The following is a 23348-nucleotide window of genomic DNA, read 5'->3' as shown; positions in this document are numbered from 1 at the left end:
GCCACTGAATCCCCACATCGGAAGTGGGGTGATCAACGCTGCCCGAAAATGGGCTCGAAACAAGGACACGACACGACAATGACTGGATCCATCATGCCTAGATCACGCACGCCTCGACCACGAAAGTGGCTGGCTACCACAATCGCCGCTGCCGCACTCGCAGTACCTGCGCTGGCGGCGTGCTCGGATCCTGCTGCTCCACAGGAAGATCCACAATCGAATCTCAGCGCGTTCCACGACCAGGATGTCGAATGGGGGCCATGCGCCACAGACACCGGAACATCGACGGCAAGTGACTGTGCCATGGTCACAGTACCTTTGGACTATTCCGCCCCTGACGGCAAGACGATCGAAGTGGCGATCTCGCGGGTCGCATCCACCGACCCCGCACAGCGACGCGGGATCCTGCTCACCAACCCTGGTGGCCCGGGTGGCCGAGGACTGGGATTGCCCGAGATTCTGAATGCCGGGATGACACCGGAAGTCGCAGCGGCATACGACGTCATCGGCATGGACACCCGAGGGCTCGGCAAGAGCACGCCGATCGACTGCGGCGTCGAGCAGATGACATGGATGCGTTCACCGGGTACCACAGAGGAAGGGTGGAACGAAAGTGTTGCGCTCGCACGCGAGGCCGCTGACACATGCTGGGACAAGTACCCGGACTATCTGCCGCACATCAATACTCAGAACATCGCCCGCGACCTCGACGTGATTCGTGGTGCCCTCGACCAGGAGAAGGCGTCGTACTTCGGGTGGTCGTACGGCACATACCTTGGTGCGACCTATGCTCAAATGTTCCCAGACAGGATCGACCGTGTGGTTCTCGACAGCGCACCGGACCCGAAGAAATACGGATACGAGATGTTCCAGGACATGGGCCCGGCCAATGAGAAAGCGATCGACGGATTCTCACAGTGGGCAGCAGACCACAACTCCACCTATGCACTCGGATCGACGCCCGCCGAAGTTCGCGCCCTCGTCGAGAAGCTGATCTCGGACGCCGCCACCACTCCGATTCAGATCGGTGACTACGCCGTCGACGATCACGTCCTTCCATTCCTGATGTACGTCAACGGAACCGGGGACACCGAAAAGGAAAGCGAGGCATTCGCGCAGGTATTGGTTCAGTTGCGCGAACTCGCCGCAGGCAAGACCGTCGAGGACATCCATCCCCAGCTGACGGGACTGATGCAGGCGTGGTTCCAGACCGAATTGGGGACCGGCCCTGACTATGCCGGAACAATCGCCATTGTCTGCGGAGACGTGTCGATGCCGAGCGATCCCGCGTGGTATCGCAACAAGTTGGAGGAGCACCGTGGTGATCAGCCGATCTTCGCCGGCACGCACAACACGATCATGCCCTGCGCGTTCTGGCGCAGTGAGGCCCCGAAGCGGATCGACATCGACAACAACGTTCCGGCATTGCAGATCCAGGCAACCGGTGACACCCGCACGACGTACGACGAAGGCCTCGGCATGCACGAAGCGATGAAAGGCTCACGGCTCGTGACAGTTCCAGGCCGCACTCATGCGGTGTTCCCGGGCTACGCGAATACTTGCGCAAACGCCGCCGTCAACTCGTACCTGCTCGACGGCTCACTGCCCGCCGAAGACGTGGTGTGCGAGTCGTGATCTCAGCCAGTCAGCTCGCTCTTGATCTCGTTCTTGAGAACTTTGCCGACCTTGGAGCGAGGTAGATCGTCCCAGACGATGACTTGCTTCGGAGTCTTCACACTTCCGATGCGAGACTTCACGAAAGCCATCACCTCGGCGCCGTCGATGTCGGCGCCGAGGTGTGGCTGCACCACTGCCACAACACGTTCGCCCCACTTGTCGTCCGGCAACCCGATCACTCCGCAGTCCTGAATCCCCGGATACGCCATGAGTGCCTGCTCCACCTCGACCGAATAGACGTTGAAACCGCCGGTGATGATCATGTCCTTCGCACGATCGACGATGAACAGGAAATTGTCCTCGTCCAGGTACCCGATATCGCCGGTGTGATGCCAGCCGTGGGCTGACGCTTCCGCCGTTGCGTCGGGGTTCTTGTAATAACCCGCCATCACCAACGAACTGCGAATCACCACCTCACCACGCTCGCCACGTCCGAGCAGCGCGCCTTTGTCATCCATGATCCCCACGGTCACCAGCGGCGACGGTCGACCCGCCGACGAAAGTCGTGACGTTGCGACAGTGCCGTCCGGGCCGAAATGCTCCTTCGGTGACATCGTCGAGATCATCATGGGGGCTTCACTCTGCCCGAACAGCTGAGCCATGACCGGTCCGATCTTGTCGATCGCCTCCTCTAACCTGGTCGGGGAGATCGGTGCCGCGCCGTACCAGAAACACTGCAGCGAGCTACGATCCGTTACCGCGAGGTCCTCGTGCTCGAGCAACATGTAGATGAGCGTCGGCGGCAGGAAGGTGTGAGTCACCTTGTGCTTCTGAACGTTCGCCAGGAAGTACCCGAGATCGGGCTTCGGCATGATCACCACTTCGCCGCCGAGGGCCATGATCGGGAAGCACAAAACACCGGCGGCGTGAGTCAACGGCGCCAACGCCAGATACACCGGGCGCCCCTCGAATGGATAACTCATCAAAGTGATTGCGGTCATCGTCTCGATGTTGTGCCCGGTCAACATCACGCCCTTGGGGCGGCCCGTCGTACCACCGGTGCCGACCAGCATGGTGACGTCGTCGGGCGCCGCGGCGTCGAGTTCTTCTTCCCCGAGCCAGCTTTCGAGGGACTGTGCCGAATCCCATTCGCCGTCGATACAGACGAGCGTCACCAACTGTGGAAGCGCGTCCTTGATCTGGTCGACGAGCGGCGCATAGGACTTCTGGAAGAACAGAGCGCGACAATCGAACAGATCCAACAGGTCTCGGTTCTCCGCAGCTTCGTTGCGAGGGTTGATCGGGCACCAGACCGCGCCAGCCCTACTGATACCGAATACGCAGGAGAACGAGATCGGGTCATTGCCGGACAAAATCGCGACCTTCTCGCCCGCCGCGATGCCCGAAGCCGCGAGCGAAGCTGCGAAGCGTCGGCTGAACTGTTGCACCTCGCCGTAGGAGAGAGTGCGCTCCCCCATCGTCAAACACGGTGCGGTGGAACCAAGAGAGGCTCCCTTGTCGAGATAGTCGGTCAAACGCATGGGGAGCCTCCAGGGCGGGGCTCCCGGCGCGATGCACGCCGGGAGCCGTGAACATGATGACGAGGGCGACGAGCTAGGCGTTGATGGTTACTTCCGGCTCCAGAGCCAGCCCGAAACTACGTAGCGCGCCGAGCAGTTCGCGATGGCCGAACGCCTGGCAAGCCGAGGCAAGCCCGGTCCGCTTGGGCGCCTGCTGAAGCAACGAATGCGCTGCATAGGCGTGCAGGAGGCCCGTCTGCTTGTAGTTGCAGTTTCCGTGGATCACGACGTGCGAGCGACCCAGCGGACCCGACGCGTAGACCGAGTCCAGTGAGGTGTTGATGCGCGGATTTTCACGAGGGGGCATACCCGCCTGAACCGAACCGGCGATCTCGGCCAAGGCGGCTTCCTGCTCGTCGGCGGGCAGGGTCTTGATCTGCTCCTCCACGATCTTCTGTGTCGCGACAACACCTTCCATCACGGTGCGGTCGAACACCCCGCCCGCAGCCTTGACGTTGGAAACTCGCGGATCGTTCTTGAACCACACGGGGTGGCAAGTTCCGCCCCACGGCAATGCAAGCGCAGTTTCGTGCTGGCCAGGAACGACGACGTCGAAAGTCTGGCCGGGCGCCCACTGCACGTACTTGTTCTGCTCGAGGTAGTACCAGTTCGCTTTGAGGATGGTGAAGATCGTCTGAGTGGAGGCATAGGTGGGAAATCCCTTCCACAGCACGAGAATGTCGAGCGTATCGAGACCCGGCGTTTCCAGTGCGATGTTGGCCGCGATCTCACCGGTGGTGTACATCTGCGCGATACCGGGCGAGAGAAGCTGACCCTTCTCCTGGTACTTGTCGCCGAATTTCTCCTGGACGTCGAGTACCCAGTCCTGCTCACCGGTGGTGTCCATGTAGTGGCAACCGGCATTCAACGCAGCCTCGACGACGGTGCCGCCAAGCTTGATGAACGGCCCGACCATGTTGCTGACAACCTGTGCGCCGGTGAACAGTTCAGTGAGCGCCTCGACGGTGTGCTCGACCTCGACGACCTCGTGATCGACGGTGTCCAAACCGGGGATCTTGTCGAGGACCTCTTGGATGCGAGCGGCGTCGCGACCGGCCGCGATGAACGGGATGTTGAACTCGCGCAGGTATTCACACACCAGACGGCCGGTGTACCCGGAGACGCCGTAGACGATGACTGGCTTCTTTTCGGACATGTTCGTGGAACCTTTCGAAGACGTGAGGAGGGTGTACGTGCGAATGGGGAGGGCGAGTTACATGCCCATGCCACCGTCGACCGGTAGGCCGATTCCGGTGATGAATCGCGCGGCGTCGGAGGACAAGAACACCACGGCGTCAGCCATGTCGTTCACTTCACCGAGGCGGCCGAGCGGGGTGAGACCGATGACGTCGCCGACTGCCGCTTCGGCACTGGGCCACAGGCCGAGCTTCTCCATGTCCGCCGCGAGTCCGAGACCCATCTCCGTGGCGACGAGGCCCGGGTAGATGCAGTTGACGCGGACTCCGTAGCCGAGCTTGCCCGACTCGGCGGCGGCAACTCTGGTGAAGCGATCGACCGCGGACTTGGTCGCGGAGTATCCACTTATCCCGGGAAACGGAATGGTTGCGGCCACTGAAGAGATGTTGATGATGGAGCCGCCGGTTCCGGCTACGCCACCCGGACGCATGCTGCGCAGTCCGTGTTTGGTTCCGAGCGCTGTTCCGAGGATGTTGACCTCACACATACGGCGGATGTCGCCCGGATCGAGGTCAACCACCAGCGAGGAAATCTCGATGCCTGCGTTGTTGACGAGGATGTCGAAGCCGCCGAGAGTCTCCGCGGTGGCGGCGACTGCCTCTTCCCAGTTGGCGTCGTCGGTGACGTCCAGCTTTACGAACCCGGTTTTGACTCCGCCCGAACCAACGGCCTCTGCGGTGGCACGACCTTCGTCTTCGAGAACATCGCCGATCATCACCGACGCCCCCGCCTTCGCCAACGCCTCAGCCATTCCGGCTCCGAGCCCCTTGGCACCACCTGTGACCAGTGCTTTTCGTCCCTCGAGATCAAACACGCTCATTTTCGACTGCCTCCATGACTGAAACGACTCTCGCGATGCCACCGTTCACAGCGACGCTGCCAAGTGGTGTGAGTCACAGAGTATTCAACTTTGGACGAGTGTCAAGAGAAATCTTGACGACTGTCAAGATTTTGTTACACGCTCGTCAAAGACCAGGGGTTACACTGATTCGGACGCGGCGATCGTGCCGCTGTGGAAATCGCAGGGAACAGGACGTGCCATCGTGACCACGACAGTCGAGAAGCCAAGTGGGGCAGGAAAAAAGGCGGTTCCTGTCTCTTCGGAGAAGCGGTCCAACGCAGACAAGGTGTCACGTCGTCAGGTCGACAAATTCTCCGAGCGACGTGATCAACTGGCCGAGGCCGCACTGCAAACGCTGGCCGAACTGGGCTACGCACGCACGAGCCTGCGCGAAATCGCCCAGAATTCGGAGTTCTCACACGGCGTCCTGCACTACTACTTCAGCGACAAGGTCGATCTCATCACCCACTGCGTGCGCCACTACAAGGCACGCTGCGTCACCCGCTACGACGGCATCGTCGCCACCGCTCAGACGCCGGAGGAACTGAAAACGGGTTTCGGCGCGCTGCTCGCCGAGACCATGATCGACGAGCCGACGATGCACCGCCTCTGGTACGACCTGCGCGCGCAGTCGATGTTCGAGGAGTCGTTCCGAACCGACGTGGCCGCGATCGACGAGAGTCTCGAAAACATGATCTGGCGCATCGTCTCTCGCTATTCCGAGCTTCTCGACGTGGAGCCCTCGGTCACCTCGCCGGCGATGTACGCGATCTTCGACGGCCTGTTCCAGCAGAGTCTTCTTCGCCACCTGTCCGGTGATCAGACTGCCGCGAACTATCTTTCGGAGAGTGTCCAGCAGATGCTGCCCATGGTAGTGCCCACACCCTGAGCCGGCACCACGTCCTGAGTCGACTCAGCGAGCAGCGATGCCTTCCGCGACGTACCTGGCACCGCGATCGAATTCGCCGACCACGTCGTAATCGGCGTCTTGCCGCCAGAAGCGGACCAACGCTCCGTACGTACCGCCGATCATCTGCGCGAGAAACAGCGGCGGGTAGTCCGATCTCACTTCGCCGGCTTCGATACCGGCAGTGACGATCCGCAGAAGTTCCACATGGAACCGATGATCGTGTGCCGCCCCCGCTCCGGAGGAGGCGAAGTCGCGCTCGAGTTCTGCAGTCACCATGCGCAGATAGCGCGGATGCATGATCGCTTGTTGCGCAAAGTCCTGAAAAATCCGGGAGATCCGATCAGAGGTCGGCATCGGAGATTCCATGAGCTGATCCACCAGTGCCGCAAGCTGATCGAGATGATCACTGTGCAGCGCCTCGAGAACCGAGTCCTTGCCCTGGAAGTAATTGAAGAAGGTGGCTCGCGACACCTCGGCTCGCTCGGCGATGTCGTCGACGGTCGTGCTGGCGAAACCCTTTGCCGAGAACAGAATTCGAGCAGCTAAGAGCAACCTGTCGTTGGTATCGCGCTTGTTCTGTTCTCGTTTGGAAATCACGTCGACCTGCCTTTCTCCGCCTCAGGACACAGTCTTCGCCACAGTCCGGAATGTGTCCAATGTCGGTCTCGCCAGTTGACGCACCACCCCCTCGATAGATGGACTACAGTCCAATTATGTCGACTGTTTCCACAGAACGCCACGACCGCGTTCTCATCGTCAGGATCGAACGCGAAGAACGTCGTAATGCGATCAATCGTGAAACTGCCGAGGGAATCGAAGCCGCACTGAACCTTCTCGACGACGACCCTGCGCTGTGGGTCGGCATCATCACCGGAACCCCCAACATCTTTTGCGCCGGAACCGATATCCGAGAGCGAGCCGACCTTCGCATGCCTCGCGGCGGTGAGTACGGCGTCATTCGGCGTCAGCGAAACAAGCCTCTGATCGCCGCAGTGGAGGGATACGCGCTGGGTGGCGGATTCGAAATCGCATTGGCCTGCGATCTGATCGTCGCTTCCGCCACAGCCCAATTCGGTCTGCCCGAAACCAAACGCGGTCTGGTTGCGACGTCCGGTGCGCTCTTTCGGGCGCCACGTGCCCTTCCGATCAATGTCGCTCGCGAACTCCTGATCACCGGGCGCACTCTCGATCCCGATCGGGCCAAAGATCTCGGCGTCGTCAATGCAGTGACTGCCCCGGGTAAGGCGCTCGACGAGGCTCTGGTGATGGCGGCCGAGATCTGCGAGTCCTCTCCGACCTCGGTAAGCCTGAGCCTGAAGGCAATCGACGCTCTTTACGCCGAGGCCGATACTGCCGGATGGACCATCACCGACGACGCCAAGGACGCGGTGCTCCGATCGCCGGACATCGCCGAAGGACTCGACGCTTTTGCGAGCCGTCGGACGCCGCAGTGGAGCGGACTGCCGCCCACATGAGCGACCACGATCCGAGACGGATTTCCTATAGGGCTGGTCGGAAAGGGTGGGAACCGGTTACAGTCTCTTCCGTGACGGGAATTGGCGCATACGAGACGGGCACGCTGCTGACGCGGCGACGCCATGTCGATTTTGCGCACGTCTGTACATCCGGGTGTCCGATCTACTGATCGGACCTACGACGTGAGCGCCGCTCACGTCGATACTCGTATGTACACCCAGATCAGGGGACATTTCTGTCATGACCACCGCTTCGATCTCGCACCTGAGTTCCGTCGTAGCAGCCAATGCCGACGCCATCGACAAGGACGCAAGCAAAGCGCACGTCGTCTTCAAGGCATCCGCTCAGGCGCACGACGCCGTTGCCAGCACCATTTCTCTCGGTAAGTACACCGTCGAGGTCGACGAGCCGCCGGCCCTCGGCGGCGAGAACACCGCAGCCAATCCCGTCGAGTACTACCTCGCATCCCTGCTCTCCTGCCAGGTGGTCACCTACCGTGTGTGGGCGGACAAGCTCGGTATCGCGCTCGACGACATCTCGGCCAGGGCAGAAGGCGACCTCGACGTTCGTGGATTCTTCGGATTCGACGATGCCGTCCGCCCGGGATTCTCCGAGGTTCGCGTCGTGGTGACCCTGACCGGTCCGGAAACTCGCGAGCGATACCTCGAGTTGCAGGAGACGGTCGACGCCCACTGCCCCGTACTCGATCTCACCCGAAATCCCGTCCCAGTGCATACAGTCGTCGAAACCGCCTGACCCGCACCAACCCACCTTCACCACGGAGTATGAATTCATGAGCGAGAACACCCCCGTCGACACCGATCCGACCGCCGATTGGTCGTTCGAAACCAAGCAGGTCCACGCCGGACAGGGCCCGGACAGCGCTACCAACGCTCGAGCGCTTCCGATCTACCAGACCACCAGCTACGTCTTCGACAACACCGACCATGCGGCGGCGCTCTTCGGCCTCGCCGAGCCGGGCAACATCTACACCCGCATCATGAACCCGACGCAGGACGCCGTCGAGCAGCGCATCGCCGCTCTCGAAGGCGGAGTCGCGGCTCTGCTGGTTGCGTCCGGTCAGGCCGCCGAGTCCTTCGCGATCCTCAACCTCGCCGAGGCCGGGGACCACATCGTCTCCAGCCCCCGCCTGTACGGCGGCACGTACAACCTCTTCCACTACACGCTGCCCAAGCTCGGCATCACCGTCGACTTCGTCGAGGACCCGGACAACCTCGATCACTGGCGTGAGGCAATCCGTCCGAACACCAAGGCGTTCTACGGCGAAACCATCTCCAACCCCAAGAACGACGTGTTCGACATCCCCGGCATCAGCGCAGTCGCCCATGAACACGGCATCCCACTGATCGTGGACAACACGGTTGCAACTCCGTACCTCATTCAGCCGCTGAAGCACGGCGCCGACATCGTCGTCCACTCCGCCACCAAATACCTTGGTGGACACGGCACCGCGATCGCCGGCGTCATCGTCGACGGCGGCACCTTCGACTGGACCCACGGACGCCACACCAACTTCACGACCCCCGACCCCAGCTACCACGGCGTCACCTTCGCAGACCTCGGTGCACCCGCCTACGCCCTCAAGGCACGCGTTCAGCTTCTGCGCGACCTCGGCTCGGCCATCGCACCGTTCAACGCCTTCCTCATCTCGCAGGGCATCGAGACACTGAGCCTGCGCATCGAGCGCCACGTGTCCAACGCCCAGAAGGTCGCGAAATTCCTCGAGGGCCGCGCCGAAGTCACGTCGGTCGCGTACGCCGGACTGGAATCCTCACCCTGGCACGAGCGTGGAAAGCAGCTGGCTCCCAAGGGAACCGGCGCCATCGTCGCGTTCGAGCTCGCCGGCGGAGTCGACGCAGGCAAGAAGTTCGTCAACGCACTGACGCTGCACAGCCACGTCGCCAACATCGGTGACGTTCGCTCACTCGTCATCCACCCCGCGTCGACGACGCACTCGCAGCTCACCCCCGAGGAGCAGCTCGCTTCGGGTGTCACCCCGGGGCTCGTCCGCCTCGCGGTCGGTATCGAAGGAATCGACGACATCCTCGCCGACCTCGAAACCGGTTTGGCAGCAGCAGCTTCCTGATCGAGCACACGAAAAAGCTCGGTCCCGACAGGCGTCGGGACCGAGCTTTTTCGTTGCGTCAGAACTAGCTCTTGGGAGTGAACGCGGCCAGCGGTTCACTGTCGGACCAGTCATGGCCCCAGTAGCTGTCCGCCGTGATTTCCTCAGCGGTGTAGAAGGTTTCGTCGACAAGCATGCCTTCGCAACCGAACTCGAGATCCCAACCACCGGGTGCGCGCACGTAGAACGAGACCATCTTGTCGTTCGTGTGGCGACCCAACGTCGAGGAGATCGAGAAGCCGAGCTTGGCAACACGATCGAGAGCCTGACCGACGGCGTCGAGAGTCTCGGCTTCCATCATCAGATGCACGAGACCGGGTTCGTCAACCGGCGGCGCCGGGCACAGCGCCAGGCTGTGGTGGCGCTGGTTGACACCCATGAAGCGAACGCGGCGAGCCGGCGGCGGCGCATCGATTCCGCCGAGACGGATGGAACCGCGCGGGAGGAATCCGAGCACCTCGGTGTAGAAGGTGTACGCCTCGTCGAAACGCGTAACCGGAAGCACCACATGGCCGAGTCCCTGATCACCGGTGACAAAGCGGCCGCCGTGCGGGGTGACCAACGGGCTGTGGTCGAGTACCGGTCCGAAGAAAACCTCGACGCGGTTGCCGTTGGGATCGTCGAATGCGATGACCTGCTCGGCATCGCGGTAGCTGGCGTCGACCTCGGAAAGAACCTCGACCTCGACTCCGGCCTTCTCGACCTCTTCACGAACACGCTGGAGCGCGAACTGATCTCGCACTTCCCAACCCACTGCGAGAGCCTTGTCCGTCTCACCGGGCAGGACGATCAGTCGCGCACGACGCTCGTCGAGGCGCAAGTAGAGGCCGTCGGCTTCCGGGCCACTACCGACCGCGAGGCCGAGTCCGTCGACCACGAGCTCGCGCCAGCGAGCCACGTCCTGCGTTTGGATCCTGAGATACCCCAGGCCCCGAATTTCAGTCATGCCTAACCGTCCTTGCTTCGAGAGTGATTGTGGGACTAGATCATCGAGCGGTGGATGCCCTGCGGTTCGCCACCGAGCTGCGAGAGCGTCGACGCGTGGAAGATGGAACCGGGTACGTGGATCGCGTGCGCGAGACCGGCATGCGCGTCACGCCAGAACCGCTGCATCGGCGTGTTCAACTGCAACGCGCCACCACCGGAACGAGCAAAGATCTCGTCCACCGCCCGCACCGCACGCCACGCCGCAGCAGTCTGCGTGCGTCGTCCGATCGCACGAAGCTCGAACGAAACTTCCTGCCCCTTCTCGGTCATGTCCCAGAAACGATCCACCGTCTCCAAGATCGCAGCCCGAGAAGCAGCGATCTCGGCCGCCGCCTCACCGATCGCGAACAGCACGTACGGATCTTCCTTGATCGGAACACCACTGACCGTCACACGCTCACGCTGCGCCGCCATGTTGCACGCCAACGCACCCTCAGCGATACCGATCAACGACGAGGTGATCCCCAGCGGGAAAATGCAGGAGAACGGGAACTTGTACAACGTCTCCGTACGGCCCGCTTCCTTCCACGCCGTCCCGTCGTACACCTTTCCGGCGTCGATCGTGCGGTAGGTGGGCAGGAACGCGTCCTTGACGATCAGGTCCTTCGACCCGGTTCCGCGCAGGCCCACGACATTCCAGCTGTCCTGGTCGATGTCGTAATCGGAGCGCGGCAGCAGTACGTGCAGGTGCTTCGGCGGCATCAACGGCTTGCCGGACTCGTCACCGACCATCGCGCCGATCATGATCCAGTCACAGTGATCGGTACCGGAGGAGAACGACCAGCGACCGTTGAGGATGTAGCCACCCTCGACCGGCCTCGCCACGCCCATCGGCGCATACGGTGACGCCATCCACGTATCGGGATCGGTTCCCCACACCTCTTCCTGAGCCTTGCGGTCGAAGAACGCAAGCTCCCACGGATGAACACCGACGATGCCGCTGACCCAGCCCGTGGCACCGTCCATCGCACCGATAGCCATTGCCGTCTCGGCGAATTCACGCGGATGTGCCTCGAGGCCTCCGAACTCCTTCGGCTGGAACATCCGGATGACGCCGGAGTCGCGCAGGCGCTTCGCGCTGCCGTCCGTCAAGCGCATCAGCTTGTCGCCCTCGACTCCGTCGGCGCGGATCTCGTCGGCGAACTGTGAGATGTTGTCCAGAACCTGACCCATGATTTTTCCGGCTTTCTGGTTTCGCTACCCGGCGAGTGCCTGGGCAGAATGAAAATCTGTTGGTGAAACGGTGGCAGGTAGCCCGCCGAAGTGCAGAAACGCTTCCCGGTGAGTGGGAGCACCCCCTGTGCGCCTTTTTGGTAGTGGGAGCTACCAAAAAGGCGCACGGGGGCGAAGCCCCTTACTTGCCTTCTGGACGCGTCAGGAATGCCAGAACGGACGCGACCCAGGCGTCACGGGCTTCGATCATCGTCCAGTGTCCGCAGTTGGGGAAGATGTGAACTTCGCCGTTGGGGATGTCGCGCATCGGCAGTATCGCCATGTCCACGGGGCTGACGCGGTCGTCGCGTCCCCAGGTCAACAGCGTCGGCGCCTTGATCTTGTTCAGCTGCGCCCAGTACGGCACGGCGGTCGACGCAGCGGCAGCCGCGCCCATGGCGGCCATGGCCTTGCTGCTGTACATCCGTCGGGCGATCTCGAGCGTCGTCGGCTCGGTGGCCAGGGCCCAGCGCTCTTCGATGAGCTGCTCGGTGACGACCGCGCGGTCGAAGACCATCGAGTGCAGCCACCGGACGAGAGCTTCGCGAGTGGGGTTGTCGGTGAACTCCATGAGGAGTTTGATGCCTTCACCGGGGCCGGGAGAGAAGGTGTTCTTGCCCATGCCGCCGATGGTGACGAGCTTGCTCACCCGGTGCGGTTCGTCGATCGCGACCTTGGTGGCGACGATGCCGCCCATGGAGTTGCCGATCATGTGGACAGGTCCGAGGCCGAGGCCGTCGAGGAACATCCCCACCGATGCCTGCGCCATCATCATCGGGTGGTCGGGGCCGGGATCGCTGACGCCGAATCCGGGGAACTCGAGAACGTAGCAGTGGAAGTGCTCGGCGAAGTCCGCGAGAACGCCGCGGTAATTGCGCCAACCGGTGACACCGGGGCCCGAACCGTGCAGCAGCAGGAGCGGCGGGCCGTCGCCGGCTTCGTGGTACCGGAGCACACCGAGATCGGTCTGCAGTTCCTTCAGGGTTCCCTCGTAGCTCAGTTCAGTCGTCATGGTCCGAACGGTGCCATCAGTACCGCTGAGCTGCTATGACTCGTCCCGATCAGCGAGACAAGTCGATCAAAATACGTCAGATCCAGTGGTCGGACGACGCTGCCAGCAGGCGATCCATCGTCTCCGCCGAGAACGTATTGGTCGGAACGGGAGGCGTCTTGCGGCCGCGGCGAGGAGCACCCAGTTCGGGGTACAACGTCCGCGAGACCTCGCGAGCCGCGTCGACGACCAGCGGAGCAACTCGCTCGAGCTGAGCGGTCCGCATGTCACCACACAAGGCGATGCTGCCGACGGGGCCCTCGTGTCCGCGAATTGCCGAAGCCACACATGCGACTCCACGCGCCGACTCCCCGCGTTCGAAGGCCAGTCCCCGACGCTGACGGATGCGGTTCAGTTCCTGATGGAGCACGGCGACGTCGGTGATGGTGTTCTCGGTGCAGCGGGGAAGTGCCGACCCGAACAGAGCGTCGACGCGCTCGGGGTCGATCCATGCCAGCATCGCCTTGCCGCCGGCCGTCGAATGAGCGAGCACTCTGCCGCCGACGCGGGACGGCAGCGCCGCGGCGAATCGTCCGCCGACCTTGTCGAGGTAGACGCTCTCGCGTCCGTCGAGCACCGACAGGTGAACGACCATGCCGGTCTGCAGGTGCAGTTCGTGCAGAAGCGGTGCTGCGGCTTCGCGGATCTGGCTGTGGCCGCCGTCGCCACCACCGAGGCCGAGCGCGCGGCGCCCGAGGCAGTAGCCGAACGATGCATGATCGACCCAGTCCAGCTTGACGAGCTGATCGAGAATGCGGTGGACGGTGGACCGCGGCAACTGAGTGCGGCACGCGACTTCTTCCAGCGTCAGCCGCGCGGCGCGGCCGTCGAAGGCGTCGAGAATCAATGTCATCCGCTCGACCATCGACGGCGGCAGATCCTTCTTGGGTTGCCCGGCGGCGTTCTGGACGGTGGACAGTGTGTCGTTCATGTCAACGATGGTCATGGACGCCTCCCGAAAACTGGAATTGATTCTACCGACTATAACCCAGGTCACAGTTTCTGGAAAGTGAATCGGTCGTTTCGATCCCGATCAGCGGTAATTCACCCGCCGCCGCGCCGGTGGGAGCGCTATAAACGCCCGATGCACCTGGGAATCGTCACGCCGGTCCTGATTCAGCACCCGAGCACGCGTTCGGAGTGGGAGGCAAGTGCTGACATCGGCGAGATCGCCACAGTGGCTGCCACGGCGGATCGACTCGGTTTCCATCATCTGACCTGCAGTGAACACGTAGCCGTTCCAGAAGAAATTGCCACCGAACGCGGCGGAACCTATTGGGATCCGCTCGCCACGCTGGGCTACCTGGCCGCACGCACGTCACGGATCCTCCTGGCGACGCAGGTGCTGGTACTGGGTTATCACCACCCCCTCGAGATCGCCAAACGCTACGGAACGCTTGATCGCGTCAGCAACGGACGCCTGATACTCGGGCTCGGAGTGGGGACTCTGAAACAAGAATTCGATCTCATAAATGCTCCGTTCGTCGACCGAGGAGCACGTGCCGACGACGCTCTGGCAGCACTTCGAGCATCACTGTCGACTCCGTCTCCGGAGTATCACGGCGAGTTCTACGACTACTCCGGATTTGTCGTCGAACCCCATGCCGTCCAGAAACGTGTGCCCCTCTGGATCGGCGGCCGGACCAAGAGATCGTTGCGCCGGGCCACCACACACGGCGACGGGTGGGTGCCGTTCGGGCTGCGATTCTCCGAACTGAAGGAAATGCTCGACGCCACGACACTCCCCGACGGATTCGACGTAGTGCTTCCCGCCGGTGCTCCGCTCGATCCCCTCGGCAATCGCGAATCCACCCTTCGCGCTTTGACACGCGTCCGTGACGCCGGGGCGACCATCGCCAGTTGCTCGGTCGGCGCTCGAAGCGTCGAGCACTACTGCGAACAACTCGAAGAACTTCACCGAATCGCCCTCGCCGAGGGCTTCTCTTTCACCACTTCCTGATTTGCCGACAATCCAATGCAAAGGACGTACCGATGACCGACTCGACCGCCCTGATCGAATCTCTGCTCGCCCGAGTGGAATTGCTCGAGGACAAGCTCGCGATCACCGAACTGCTGACCACGTACAGCCCTGCCGTCGACAGCGGATCAGCCGACGAGGTCGCGAACCTGTGGCTCGAGGACGGTGTCTACGACGTCGACACCGGCGCGATGCACGGCCGCGGCGAACTGCGTGCGATGGTTCACAGCGCCTCTCACCAGAACTGGATCATGAACGGCGCGGCTCACATGATGACGCCCGCGCACATCCGCATCGACGGCAACAAGGCCGTCGCGACCTGCCATTCGCAGTTGGTCATCAAGGACCCCGAGAACCCGACGGGGTTCAAGGTCCTCCGCATCACCGCGAACCGCTGGGAACTGATCAAGACCGACGGCGAGTGGAAGGTCGAACTGCGTACCAACGCGCTCCTCGACGGCCGACCCGAGGCCCGCGCTCTCCTGGCCGCCGGGGTGACTGCCTAACCCCTGTGCGCGGTTAGGGACCCTCTGCGGTCGCTGACCGCGCACAGCTGTTGAAAGTTCGGCTCCCCGAACTCTATAGTTCACATATTCGAACCAACAGGTCCGAGTACGTGTGACCAGGAGACCGATGAGCACCAGTACGCAAGAGCCGACGACTCCGCGCCGACGACCTACGGGAAGATCCATCGCCCTGCTCGGTCCGGCGTTCGTCGCGGCAATCGCGTACGTCGATCCGGGTAACGTCGCCGCCAACCTCACCGCCGGCGCCAAGTACGGCTACCTCCTCATCTGGGTACTCGTACTCGCCAACGCGATGGCCGTCCTGGTGCAGTACCTGTCCGCGAAACTCGGGCTGGTCTCCGGCAGATCCTTGCCCGAAATGCTGGGTCAGCGCCTGCGTAAGAACAACCGCCGCGCCTTCTGGCTCCAGGCCGAGATGATGGCGATCGCGACCGACGTGGCCGAGGTCATCGGCGGCGCCATCGCACTCAACCTGCTCTTCAACATCCCGCTCTTCCTCGGCGGGCTGATCACCGGATGCGTGTCGATGGTGATCCTGACGATCCAAAGTCGGCGCGGACAGCGCACTTTCGAGTTCGTGGTCATGGGATTGCTGGCCATCATCACCATCGGCTTCCTGACCGGGCTCGCCTTCACCGACGTCTCCGGCAGCGAAGCCGTCGCCGGGTTGGTCCCCCGCTTCGAAGGAACCGAGACCGTACTGCTCGCCGCCAGCATGCTCGGAGCAACGGTCATGCCGCACGCGATCTACCTTCACTCCGCATTGGCACGTGATCGCCACGGCCACATCAAACCCGGGCCACGGTTGCAGCGACTACTCAAAGTCACCCGTTGGGATGTCGTCGTCGCGTTGATCATCGCCGGCGGCGTGAACATCGGCATGCTGCTTCTGGCCGCTTCGGCGCTGCGCGGAGTACCCGGCACCGACACCATCGACGGCGCGCATGCCGCGATCGAGAATTCACTCGGTCCGGGTGTAGCCGTGGTGTTTGCGATCGGACTCCTCGCCTCCGGACTCGCGTCGACCTCCGTGGGATGCGCGGCCGGCGCCGAGATCATGCATGGTCTTCTGGCCATTCGCATTCCGGTGATCACACGCCGAATCGTCACTCTCATCCCGGCACTGATCGTGCTCGGACTCGGCGTCGACCCGACGCTGGCACTCGTGCTCAGCCAAGTGGTCTTGAGCCTGTGCATCCCCTTCGCGATCATCCCGCTGGTGCGAATGACCTCGGACCCCGAACTCATGGGCGACGCGCGCAATGCCCCGCTCACGACCGTCGCGGCATGGATTGCGGCCGGCTTGATCGTTGCGCTAAACGTCGCTCTGCTGGTTCTGACGGTGACAGGCTAGAGCACCGGAGCCACCCAACGCGTCCCTCACAAACGCGCTGGATGGCTCCGGCCGGACTAGGAAACTTGCTCGGCGAGAGTGGCCTTGGCCCAGCGATAGTCGGCCTTTCCGCTGGGAGAACGCCTGATCGACGGAACGTTCATGACGGTGCGCGGCACTTTGTACCGAGCGACCTGCGACGCGCAATGCTCACCGATCTCGGCAGCGTCCGGGACGTCGAAGCCTTCGCGGGTCGTGATGACCGCAGCGACGCGCTCACCGAACTTCGCATCCGGAATTCCCGCGACCAGAGCGTCGAGCACCGCCGGGTGACTCTTGAGTGCCTGCTCGACCTCTTCGGGGTACACCTTCTCCCCACCGGTGTTGATGCACTGAGAACCACGCCCCAGCAGGACGATCGAGCCGTCGGCTTCCACGCGCCCGACGTCGCCGAGCACCGACATCCGCACCCCGTCGATCACCGGGAACGTAGCCGCGGTCTTGACCGGATCGTTGAAGTAACCGACCGGCACGTGACCACTGCGAGCGATGTAACCGGTCTCGGGCGATCCAGGCTCGAGCGGCCGCATCCTTTCGTCCACGACGCGGGTCTCGTCGCGAGCGGCGATGCGCATCAGGCCGTCTTCACCGATTTCGAGATTGCCGTCGACGCCCGACTCCGAGGAGCCGAATCCGTCGCGGATCACCAGGTTCGGAAGTATCGACTTGAGCTGCTCCCGCAGTGAGAGCGAGAACAAGGCCCCGCCGGACGAGACCATGCCGACCGTACTGAGGTCGTAATCTGCTGCGTTTGCTGCCAATTCGTCTGCGAGCGGACGGGCCATCGCGTCTCCGACGACGGTGATGGAGACGGCCTTCTCACTCCCGGCGAGCTGCAGCGTCGTCTTCGCGTCGAACCGCGCCATGAGAATTGCGTTGGCGCCCATGAAGAATCCGGTGAACAGCGAGTACGACGCCGCACCGTGCATCAGGGGTGCGGTACTGAGCATGTTCATCGCGGGAACGTTCGGCACCGCGGCGAACAGAGCCTCAGCGGTCGTGTGCGGCGGACCGAACGGATTTCCGCCGGTGAGCGCCGCGAAGTAGAAGTCTTCATGACGCCACATGACACCCTTGGGCATCCCCGTCGTGCCGCCGGTGTAAATGACAAAGAGGTCGTCGTTGCTGCGGGGCGCGAAGTCACGAGTAGCGGGCTGCTCCGCGGCAGCGTCGGCAAATCGAACGACGTCGACGCCTTCGATATCGCGGACGGCTGACTCGCCGACGACAACGACGTGCTTGATGCCGGGCGCGGCCGGGAGAACCGTCTCCACGACGGAAACGAACTCCTCGTCCACGATCAGTGCCACCGACTGCGAATCGTTGTACAGATAGGTCAGTTCGGCGTCGACGTAGCGATAGTTGACGTTGATCGGGACCGCACGAATCTTGAGGCAGCCGAGCAAACTCTCGACGAACTCGACGCTGTTGCGCATGTGCAGAGCGACGTGATCGCCCGGCCCGACACCGACACTCGCCAAGTGGCGGGCAATGCGGTTCGATCCCTCGTCCAGTTCGACGTAGGTGCGACGACGGCCGTCGCACACGAGCGCCGTGCGGTCCGGAATCAGATCCGAAATGCCCTCGTACAGATCTGCCAAATTCAGTGACACTGCTGGTGCCTTCCTTGATGTCCGGCCCGGTGAATTCGGGGCCGACCGTACTGCGTTTTCGGTGAGAACTATCCGACCCTGGAGCCGACGAGTGCGGCCGAGAACTGAGCGGATCGGTGGTGACGCAAACGCGTACGCGGTGGGATCGCCGCGTCGACCCAAGGTGGCATGCAGCGCTCGTGACCCAGATCACCGCTCCCGCTGAGTGAGACTGCTCCTCAGTTGGTCAAACTTCTGCTCAAAACTAGAACTAATTCTGATTTCGTTCGAATGATTTTTTCGGAAAGACTGCCGAACTCTCGACTTCAAATTAGAATGAATACTAATTTTGCTGTACCTACCCGCCAGACCGGATCGAAGGAGCACGACATGACGCAATCACTGAGCTTGGAAGGCAAAGTTGCCGCCGTCACCGGCGCCGGCGCCGGCCTGGGTCGCGCCGAAGCACTCGGACTCGCGGCTGCCGGTGCAGCCGTCATCGTCAACGACATGGGTGCAGCGGCCAACGACGTGGTCGACGAGATCAAGGCCGCAGGTGGACAGGCGCTCGCCATCACCGGCGACGTCTCCGACTGGTCGCTCGGCGGGCGCATCATCGAAGAGGCTGTCAAGAACTTCGGATCCTTCGACATCCTCGTCAACAATGCAGGCATCCTGCGCGACAAGATGATCTTCAACCTGACCGAATCCGATTGGGACGACGTCATCCGCGTGCACCTCAAGGGCCACGCCGCCACCTCGCACGCGGCCGCAGTCCACTGGCGCGCAGCCAGCAAGGCAGCCGACGCACCGGTCTACGGCCGCATCATCAACACCTCTTCCGAGGCCTTCCTCTTCGGCAGCGCCGGACAGCCCAACTACTCGGCAGCCAAGGCCGGCATCACCGCTCTGACGCTCTCGAGCGCAGCAGGTCTCTCCCGCTACGGCGTCCGCACGAACGCGATCTGCCCCCGTGCCCGCACCGCCATGACGGCAGAAGCCTTCGGCGAGAACAACACCGGCGTCGTCGGCCTCGATCCGCTTGCACCCGAGCGCGTCGCGACCCTGGTCAGCTACCTCGCATCCCCCGATTCCGACGAGATCAACGGACAGGTCTTCGTCGTCTACGGCAAGATGGTGGCGTTGATGGAAGCACCCAAGGTCGAGAACCGTTTCGACGCAGCCGGATCCGCGTTCACCGTCGAAGAACTCGGTGGTCAGCTCTCGTCTTACTTCTCCGGCCGTGGGCCGTACGAGACCTACGCTGCCTACAGCATCGCCGGCCTCGAAAAGATCGCACTTGCAGTCGACGAGACCGCAACAGTTTAAGCAGCACTTACGAAGAGGAGCGTTTTCATGAGGTTGAACGGCAAGGTAGCGATCGTCACCGGCGGCGCCGGCGGAATCGGTCGCGCTATCACCCGAGTCTTCGCCCGTGAAGGCGCGAAGGTCCTGTTCGTCGACATCAACGACGAGCAGGGCCAGGCCCTCGAACAAGAACTGGCCGGCTCCGGCAAGTTCCTGAACGTCGACCTTGCTGCCGCCGGTTCGGCCGAGCAGATCCGTGACGCCGCGCTCGAGGCTTTCGGCAAGCTCGACATCCTGGTGAACAACGCTCACGCATCCCGTCAGGCTCCGTTGCTCGAAACCACGCAGGACATGTTCGACCTGTCCTTCAACACCGGTTTCTACCCCGTTGTCCACCTGATGCAGGCATGCCACGACGAACTCGCGAAGACCAAGGGTTCGGTCGTCAACTTCGCATCGGGTTCAGGTTTGGACGGAATGCCCACCCAGACGTCCTACGCTGCGGCCAAGGAAGCTGTGCGAGGCCTGACGCGCGTCGTCGCCAACGAGTGGGCGCCGGAAGGCATTCGGGTCAACGTGGTCTGCCCGTTCGCCGCCACCGAAGGCGTCGTCAAGTGGCAGGAAGCCTTCCCCGAGCGCGCAGCCGCATCGGTTGCCAAGGTACCTCTCGGACGCATCGGTGATCCCGAAACCGACATCGCTCCCGTCGTGGTATTCCTGGCGAGTGAGGATTCCAAGTACATGACCGGACAGACGTTGATGGCCGACGGCGGCAGCATCAAACTGCGCTGAGCGAAATACTTCTCGGTGGGCTCAGCTCACCGAGAAGAGTTTCGCAGCGTTGTCGTGCACGACGGCTCGCAGCCATTCGTCTCCGAGATCGAAGCGCGTAACCGCTTGCAAGGCTGTGAGATACGGGTACGGAATGTTCGGGAAGTCGCTACCGAACAGAATCCGGTCCTGCATGTCGACGAGCCGTGATACGTCCGCCTTCGGGAAGGCACACTGTTCTTCCGTGAAATCGGTGAACGCCATGGTCGTATCCAGGCGGACGTTGCCGTAAGCCTCTGCCAGATCGAGGAATTCGCTGTACTCGGGCATCCCCATGTGGGCGACGATCAACGACAGGCGCGGGTACCGTGCGAGCAGCGAAGCAATGCGGTCGGGTCCCGTGTACTCCCCCGGCGCCGGTCCCGATCCACAGTGAATCACGATGGGCGTCTCGGAGTCCTCGAGCTGACCCCAGACCTTGTCGAGCAGAGGGTCGTTCGGGTCGTAGTTTCCGACCTGGATGTGGGACTTGAAGATTCGCGCGCCCGACTCCAGAGCCTTTCCGACGTACGACGCCGCCGACTCCTCGGGGTAGAACGTGGCCGTGTGCAGGCAATCAGGTGTTTGCGCGGCAAATTCGACGGCCCACTGATTGAGCCACTCGGCCATCGCGTGCTTGTGCGGGTAGATCATCGACGTGAAAGCCCGGACACCGAACTCGCGGAGACGGTGTACCCGCTCCTCCTCGGCAAGTCGGTACGCGATCGGCCATGGTCGACCGATCATCGGTCCCGCTGAATCGAAGTAGCCCCACACCTTGTCCATGACGCTCTTCGGCATGAAATGGGTATGGACGTCGATCACGCCAGGAACACCCAACTCGCGCCAGAAAGCCCGAACCTCGGCGATCTCCTCCGGTCCGGTCGATGGGACCTCTTCGGTACACACGTCTGACACCCCTTTCGTTCGCTCGACCATACCGAGTGCCGTCGCGCTCACCGGGACAGGTCGTTGACGGCCCGCGCTGAGCACCCGAATGTGAACCCATCTTGCCGATCACCGTTGGAGGTTGAATGTCTCAGGCCGAGTCCGAAGTGGGATCGATCAGTGCCGTCCAGGAACTGCTCGCAATCGAGGAAATCAAACGTGTCTTCGCCGCGCGCCTACGCTGCATGGACACCAAGCAGTGGCACGTCTACCCAACCCTGCACACCGCAGACGTCGTCAGCGAGACGTGGGGCGGACTCCCGACAGACAAGCAACCCAAGACCGGTGACACCTCGAACCAGGTAGTGGGCATCGACAAACTCACCGCGGCAATTCGGAACATGCTCGACGGCGACATCCCCCTCACCACGGCGCACCACGCACACACTCCCGAAATCGTGCTGACCTCACCCACCACCGCAACCGGTATCTGGGCGATGGAAGACATGCTGTGGTGGAACGACGGCGAGAAAGAACTACACCTGCACGGCTACGGCCACTACCACGAGGAATACCGCAAAGAAGACGGCAAGTGGCTGATCAGCTACCGAACCCTCACCCGGCTCCGTGTCGACCAGGACCCCGGATTCTTCCGATTCATGAAAGCGCTGTGACGAAGTGACCAACCCGCTGTTCCAACCGCTCCGCATCCGTTCGCTCGAACTGTCCAACCGCATAGTCATGTCGCCGATGACGCGCACGTACTCCATCGAGGGCGTGCCTGGCCGCGACGTCGCCGACTATTACCGCCGACGCGCCGAGGGCGGTACCGGACTGATCGTCACCGAAGGCGTCGCGATCGATCACGAGACTGCTGTCGACCACGCCAACGTCCCCAACCTCCACACTCCCGCTGCTCAGGCCGGATGGCGGAAGGTAGTCGACGACGTGCACGCTGCGGGCGGCAAGATCGTGCCGCAGCTCTGGCACGTCGGGCCTCTGTGGGGCGCGATGACGCAGATGGACCCTTCGCTCAAGCCGATGCGTCCCTCGGGCGAGTGGGGTCCGCTCGGCGTCACCTCGTACTCCGCGGCCTACGTCGAACGCGCGCAGGCGAGCACCGAAGCGATGACCGAGCAAGACATCCAGGACGTCATCGACGCGTATGTCCGTAGCGCGAAGCACGCCGTCGAACTCGGCTTCGACGGTATCGCGATCCACGGCGGTCACGGCTACCTCCTCGATTCCTTCTTCTGGGAGGGCACCAACCAGCGCGACGACGCGTGGGGCGGCGACCTGGAGCGTCGAACCAAGTTCCCGGCCGCCGTCGTCGCTGCGATCCGCGCGGCCATCGGACCGGATCTGCCGATCATCTACCGTTTCTCGCAGCACAAGCAGCAGGATTTCACCGCGAAGATCGCGGAGACTCCCGAGGAGTTGGGCGTCATCCTGGGCGCGCTGGTCGACGCCGGAGTCGACGTTCTCGATGCCAGCATCAGGCGCTTCGACGTCCCCGCCTTCGAAGGCAGCGATCTCTCGCTGGCCGGTTGGGCGAAAAAATTGACCGGCGCCGTCACGATGGCCGTCGGCAGCGTCGGTATCGGAAAGTCGCTGCGGGACAGCCGCATTGAAGGCGTCGCCCCTGTCGTCGACAACATCCCACAGCTCGAGGAGCGCATCGGCAGTGGAGAGTTCGATCTGATCGCGATCGGCCGTCTCCACCTCGCCGATCCGGCATTGGCGACAACCCTGCGCGACGGTAGTCCGCTGCCGGCCTTCGATCGAGCGTTGCATGAGGGCAGCTTGATCTAGGGGCTCCGCCCCTGTGCGCCTTT

The 23348-nt window shown here is 62.6% G+C and carries 22 protein-coding genes; 12 read left to right on the top strand and 10 right to left on the bottom strand.

Features of this window, described 5'->3' with window-relative positions; all coding sequences use genetic code 11:
* Positions 1-93: 93 nt before the first annotated feature.
* A complete protein-coding gene (locus EEB12_RS19745) occupies positions 94-1635 on the top strand; it encodes an alpha/beta hydrolase (RefSeq protein ID WP_258537160.1) in 1542 nt (513 codons plus the stop codon).
* A gap of 2 nt (positions 1636-1637) precedes the next feature.
* On the opposite strand, the gene EEB12_RS19740 is transcribed toward EEB12_RS19745, so the two are convergent.
* From EEB12_RS19740 to EEB12_RS19730, 3 genes are all read right to left on the bottom strand, one after another.
* The gene (locus EEB12_RS19740) at positions 1638-3158 is read right to left on the bottom strand and encodes an AMP-binding protein (protein WP_070386354.1); all 1521 of its coding nucleotides are present in this window, start codon (positions 3156-3158) and stop codon (positions 1638-1640) included.
* A gap of 73 nt (positions 3159-3231) precedes the next feature.
* Complete coding sequence (locus EEB12_RS19735) at positions 3232-4353, bottom strand: DUF5938 domain-containing protein (protein ID WP_141488360.1); 1122 nt, start codon at positions 4351-4353, stop codon at positions 3232-3234.
* A 57-nt stretch (positions 4354-4410) separates the two neighbouring features.
* Positions 4411-5214 (bottom strand): SDR family NAD(P)-dependent oxidoreductase, encoded by an 804-nt coding sequence (locus tag EEB12_RS19730; RefSeq protein ID WP_019745372.1) that lies wholly within the window; start codon positions 5212-5214, stop codon positions 4411-4413.
* 307 nt (positions 5215-5521) lie between these two features.
* Between EEB12_RS19730 and EEB12_RS19725 the strand changes: the two genes are divergently transcribed.
* Positions 5522-6124, top strand: coding sequence for a TetR/AcrR family transcriptional regulator (locus EEB12_RS19725; protein WP_371326914.1), 603 nt, complete (start codon positions 5522-5524; stop codon positions 6122-6124).
* Positions 6125-6148: 24 nt separating this feature from the next.
* Here EEB12_RS19725 and EEB12_RS19720 read toward each other — a convergent pair whose 3' ends face one another.
* Positions 6149-6742 carry a TetR/AcrR family transcriptional regulator gene (locus EEB12_RS19720; RefSeq protein WP_019745374.1) on the bottom strand — a complete coding sequence of 198 codons (594 nt, stop codon included), beginning with the start codon at positions 6740-6742 and terminating at the stop codon, positions 6149-6151.
* A 116-nt stretch (positions 6743-6858) separates the two neighbouring features.
* Here EEB12_RS19720 and EEB12_RS19715 point away from each other — a divergent pair, with 116 nt between their 5' ends.
* From EEB12_RS19715 to EEB12_RS19705, 3 genes are all read left to right on the top strand, one after another.
* Positions 6859-7620 (top strand): enoyl-CoA hydratase-related protein, encoded by a 762-nt coding sequence (locus tag EEB12_RS19715; RefSeq protein ID WP_181447521.1) that lies wholly within the window; start codon positions 6859-6861, stop codon positions 7618-7620.
* A gap of 241 nt (positions 7621-7861) precedes the next feature.
* On the top strand, positions 7862-8377 hold the full coding sequence (locus tag EEB12_RS19710) for an OsmC family protein (RefSeq protein ID WP_019745376.1): 516 nt from the start codon (positions 7862-7864) through the stop codon (positions 8375-8377).
* A 37-nt stretch (positions 8378-8414) separates the two neighbouring features.
* Complete coding sequence (locus tag EEB12_RS19705; RefSeq protein ID WP_141488358.1) at positions 8415-9728, top strand: bifunctional o-acetylhomoserine/o-acetylserine sulfhydrylase; 1314 nt, start codon at positions 8415-8417, stop codon at positions 9726-9728.
* Between the two features lie 64 nt (positions 9729-9792).
* Here the strand turns inward: EEB12_RS19705 and bphC are convergent, their stop codons facing one another.
* The 4 genes from bphC to EEB12_RS19685 form a co-directional block, all read right to left on the bottom strand.
* On the bottom strand, positions 9793-10713 hold the full coding sequence (gene bphC / locus EEB12_RS19700; protein WP_019745378.1) for a biphenyl-2,3-diol 1,2-dioxygenase: 921 nt from the start codon (positions 10711-10713) through the stop codon (positions 9793-9795).
* Between the two features lie 35 nt (positions 10714-10748).
* Positions 10749-11927 carry an acyl-CoA dehydrogenase family protein gene (locus EEB12_RS19695; RefSeq protein WP_003940250.1) on the bottom strand — a complete coding sequence of 393 codons (1179 nt, stop codon included), beginning with the start codon at positions 11925-11927 and terminating at the stop codon, positions 10749-10751.
* Between the two features lie 181 nt (positions 11928-12108).
* A complete protein-coding gene (locus tag EEB12_RS19690) occupies positions 12109-12978 on the bottom strand; it encodes an alpha/beta fold hydrolase (protein ID WP_019745379.1) in 870 nt (289 codons plus the stop codon).
* Positions 12979-13054: 76 nt separating this feature from the next.
* Positions 13055-13963, bottom strand: a complete 909-nt coding sequence (locus EEB12_RS19685) for an IclR family transcriptional regulator (protein WP_020970849.1) — start codon at positions 13961-13963, stop codon at positions 13055-13057.
* Between the two features lie 138 nt (positions 13964-14101).
* Here EEB12_RS19685 and EEB12_RS19680 point away from each other — a divergent pair, with 138 nt between their 5' ends.
* From EEB12_RS19680 to EEB12_RS19670, 3 genes are all read left to right on the top strand, one after another.
* The gene (locus EEB12_RS19680) at positions 14102-14977 is read left to right on the top strand and encodes a TIGR03619 family F420-dependent LLM class oxidoreductase (RefSeq protein WP_141488357.1); all 876 of its coding nucleotides are present in this window, start codon (positions 14102-14104) and stop codon (positions 14975-14977) included.
* A 32-nt stretch (positions 14978-15009) separates the two neighbouring features.
* On the top strand, positions 15010-15501 hold the full coding sequence (locus EEB12_RS19675; RefSeq protein WP_003939809.1) for a nuclear transport factor 2 family protein: 492 nt from the start codon (positions 15010-15012) through the stop codon (positions 15499-15501).
* A gap of 127 nt (positions 15502-15628) precedes the next feature.
* A complete protein-coding gene (locus tag EEB12_RS19670) occupies positions 15629-16876 on the top strand; it encodes an Nramp family divalent metal transporter (protein ID WP_020909201.1) in 1248 nt (415 codons plus the stop codon).
* A 56-nt stretch (positions 16877-16932) separates the two neighbouring features.
* Here the strand turns inward: EEB12_RS19670 and EEB12_RS19665 are convergent, their stop codons facing one another.
* The gene (locus EEB12_RS19665) at positions 16933-18528 is read right to left on the bottom strand and encodes an acyl-CoA synthetase (RefSeq protein ID WP_070386352.1); all 1596 of its coding nucleotides are present in this window, start codon (positions 18526-18528) and stop codon (positions 16933-16935) included.
* Positions 18529-18897: 369 nt separating this feature from the next.
* Between EEB12_RS19665 and EEB12_RS19660 the strand changes: the two genes are divergently transcribed.
* Entirely contained in the window at positions 18898-19836 is a 939-nt protein-coding gene (locus EEB12_RS19660; RefSeq protein WP_007729451.1) for a 3-oxoacyl-ACP reductase, read from the top strand.
* A 27-nt stretch (positions 19837-19863) separates the two neighbouring features.
* Positions 19864-20607: an SDR family NAD(P)-dependent oxidoreductase gene (locus EEB12_RS19655; protein WP_019745385.1), complete on the top strand. Its 744-nt coding sequence runs from the start codon at positions 19864-19866 to the stop codon at positions 20605-20607.
* 21 nt (positions 20608-20628) lie between these two features.
* On the opposite strand, the gene EEB12_RS19650 is transcribed toward EEB12_RS19655, so the two are convergent.
* The gene (locus tag EEB12_RS19650) at positions 20629-21534 is read right to left on the bottom strand and encodes an amidohydrolase family protein (RefSeq protein ID WP_003940342.1); all 906 of its coding nucleotides are present in this window, start codon (positions 21532-21534) and stop codon (positions 20629-20631) included.
* A gap of 125 nt (positions 21535-21659) precedes the next feature.
* Here EEB12_RS19650 and EEB12_RS19645 point away from each other — a divergent pair, with 125 nt between their 5' ends.
* The gene (locus EEB12_RS19645) at positions 21660-22187 is read left to right on the top strand and encodes a nuclear transport factor 2 family protein (protein ID WP_141488356.1); all 528 of its coding nucleotides are present in this window, start codon (positions 21660-21662) and stop codon (positions 22185-22187) included.
* 4 nt (positions 22188-22191) lie between these two features.
* Positions 22192-23325 carry a 12-oxophytodienoate reductase gene (locus EEB12_RS19640; protein WP_141488355.1) on the top strand — a complete coding sequence of 378 codons (1134 nt, stop codon included), beginning with the start codon at positions 22192-22194 and terminating at the stop codon, positions 23323-23325.
* Positions 23326-23348: the final 23 nt, after the last annotated feature.

This window comes from Rhodococcus sp. WS1 (assembly GCF_003797745.1).
In the GTDB taxonomy this organism is placed as follows: Bacteria; Actinomycetota; Actinomycetes; order Mycobacteriales; family Mycobacteriaceae; genus Rhodococcus_F; species Rhodococcus_F erythropolis.
This window is presented reverse-complemented; position numbering and strand designations above follow the sequence as displayed.